Annotated in this window: 1 protein-coding gene, 2 pseudogenes and 1 other annotated feature; all 3 genes and pseudogenes read right to left on the reverse strand. The window is 60.4% G+C overall.

From position 1 onward, the window contains the following. Positions 1–324: 324 nt before the first annotated feature. Positions 325–594: pseudogene (locus NN5_RS27390) on the reverse strand (hypothetical protein); the annotation flags it as partial. A 112-nt stretch (positions 595–706) separates the two neighbouring features. Further along, the gene (locus NN5_RS27395) at positions 707–937 is read right to left on the reverse strand and encodes an IS3 family transposase (RefSeq protein WP_373280358.1); all 231 of its coding nucleotides are present in this window, start codon (positions 935–937) and stop codon (positions 707–709) included. Beyond that, positions 868–982 (reverse strand) — a sequence feature (AL1L pseudoknot). It overlaps the preceding gene by 70 nt. 80 nt (positions 983–1062) lie before the next feature. Continuing rightward, positions 1063–1263 (reverse strand): annotated as a pseudogene (locus NN5_RS27430) (transposase); the annotation flags it as partial. Positions 1264–1318: the final 55 nt, after the last annotated feature.

Raw genomic sequence — 1318 nt, forward strand, 5'->3', positions numbered from 1 at the left:
CTGAAGCGTTCCGGGTTTTCCGGAGGCAGTTTGGCTTGAGTCAGGCGACCATATCGAGGGTTTCGAGGGTCGCATAGTAGTTCGCTTCGGCCTCGGCAGGCGGGATATAGCCGATAGGGCCGAAGAGGCGATGGTTGTTGAACCAATCCACCCAGCGAATGTCGCCATCTCCACCGCGGATGCGCTTGGCCAGGAGCGCTGGCGCCAGATGACCTCGGCCTTGTAGAGGCCGTTGATCGTCTCGGCCAAGGCGTTGTCATAGGAATCGCCCGCGCTCCCGACTGAGGGCACAAGATTGGCTTCTGTAAGGCGCTGTGTGTAGTTCATGGCGGGATATTGAACACCCCTGTCGCTGTGATGGATCAGGCCATCGTCAGGGCCGGGCCTGCGAGCATGGATGGCAGCTCCAGGGCATCGAGGACAAAGCCGGCCGTAGCCGACGATGACCTTCCAGCCCACGATCCGGCGCGCATAGGCATCGATCACGAAGGCGACATAGACGAAGCCGACCCAAGTGTGGACGTAAAATCGACCACCCACAAGGCATTGGGCCGCGAGACGCGGAACTCCCGATTGACCTTGTCCAACGGGCACGGTGCCTTGGGATCACTGACGGTGGTCACCGTCTTCTTGCCCCGTCGTATGCCGGGGCAAGCCCCATGCTGCGCATGAGGCGCTCTACGGTGCACTTGGCAACCGCAATACCTTAGCGCCGTAGCTGGTGCCAAACCTTGCGCGATCCGTAGAGGCTGTGGCTATCCTCGTAGACGCGCTTGATCTGACGGCAGATTTCTTCATCCCGTCGCGCACGCTCTGGTCGCCTGGACGGATCAGCCAGGCGTGCAGCATGTTCGTGATAGGAAGACGAGGCGATTGCCAGCTCTCGGCAGATCCGCTCGATACCCAGGTCCTGGCGATGGGCGTCTATGAACGCCATCATCATCTCTCGCGGCGGTCGAGCTCTGCCATCGCAAAATATGCGGACGCTTTGCGGAGGATTTCGTTGGCTCGGCACAGTTCCTTCACTTCGCGTTCGAGAGCCTTGATCCGGGCCTTCTCATCTGCGGCAAGCGCCGCTGGCCCCGCTCGTCGGCTCGCCTCCTCACGGCACCAGCGGCGCAGCGTCTCGGCAGTGCAACCAATCTTGGTCGCTATCGAAGACATTGTTTCCCACTCCGAACCGTAATCGGCACGATGTTCGCCAACCATGCGGACCGCACGCTCGCGGATCTCAGGTGAAAATTTGTTCCGGGTTCTGCTCATAACGAAAGCTCCTTCTCATAAATCGGAGCCTCCGGAAAACCCGGGACGCTTCAAC

The organism is Novosphingobium naphthalenivorans NBRC 102051, from assembly GCF_001590985.1.
GTDB lineage: Bacteria > Pseudomonadota > Alphaproteobacteria > Sphingomonadales > Sphingomonadaceae > Novosphingobium > Novosphingobium naphthalenivorans.